Genomic DNA, 945 nt, shown 5'->3' with positions numbered 1-945 from the left:
ACAGCCTTAGAACATGGCGCAAAACTTGCCAGTATTGACAACTTATTTTCTAAATATCCTGAATTAGAAAGTTATCTGATGTAAATTAGGGAAATAAGCAGCTAGGCATAATTAAAAACCAAAATCAGAGAGCGTACCGCCCGCTACGCGGGCGGTACGCTCTTCTAGGTCTTAAGTTTACTTATGCCTAGCTACTTAGCAGAAAACTTGAGATCTGCAACTACGGGCAAAAATAAGAGAATGAAACCCATAGGAAATTACGATGACTGCTACAACACTAAGCAAACCCATTCCTTCATCTTCGATCGCTGAGCAAATCAGACCAATAGCAGAAGATCGCGTGATCTTACATAACGTCAGTTGGCATACTTTTGAAAACTTACTTGCCGATGTAGGCGATCGCCGCAATGCTCTATTTCATTACCTAAATGGCACTCTAGAAATTATGTCCCCCCTCTCGCTCCACGAAGGCAGTAATCGATTTATTGATGATTTGATTCGAGCATTTTCTGATGAACTAGAAGTTGATTTGCGAAAGCTGGGATCTTTACTGATGAAGATTCCCGAATTAAAGTTAGGAGCTGAGCCAGACTCTTGTTACTACATCCAAAATGAACCAATAATTCGGGATAAAGAAGTAATTGTTGTCGGGCAAGATCCACCGCCTGACTTGGTTTTAGAAGTGGATATTACCAATCCTAGCGATCGCCGTTTGCCGATATATGCCTTACTCGGTGTGCCTGAAGTCTGGCGCTATGATAGCTATAGTTTAGATTTTCTAGCCTTAGAGAATGGAGAATATAAACCGATTGAAAAAAGCTTAGCTTTTCCTGATTTGCCTGCGGCGATCATCGTGGAATATGTGCAACAACGTTTAACTTTAGGAGAGAGTGCCACCTTAAGAGAATTTCGGAAATGGATAAGGGCTAATGTCTTAGTCACATA

At 41.2% G+C, this 945-nt stretch carries 1 protein-coding gene and 1 pseudogene; both read left to right on the top strand.

Annotated elements, in window-relative coordinates:
- A pseudogene (locus AC805_RS27385) lies at positions 1 to 84 on the top strand (type II toxin-antitoxin system VapC family toxin); the annotation flags it as partial.
- Positions 85 to 262: 178 nt separating this feature from the next.
- Positions 263 to 945 (top strand): Uma2 family endonuclease (locus tag AC805_RS13890; protein WP_072143627.1); only part of this gene is annotated, 683 nt, incomplete at its 3' end.

Source organism: Pseudanabaena sp. 'Roaring Creek' (genome assembly GCF_001402795.1).
In the GTDB taxonomy this organism is placed as follows: Bacteria; Cyanobacteriota; Cyanobacteriia; order Pseudanabaenales; family Pseudanabaenaceae; genus Pseudanabaena.
Note: the sequence above shows the minus strand (reverse complement) of the source record. Positions and strands in the feature narration are given on the sequence as shown.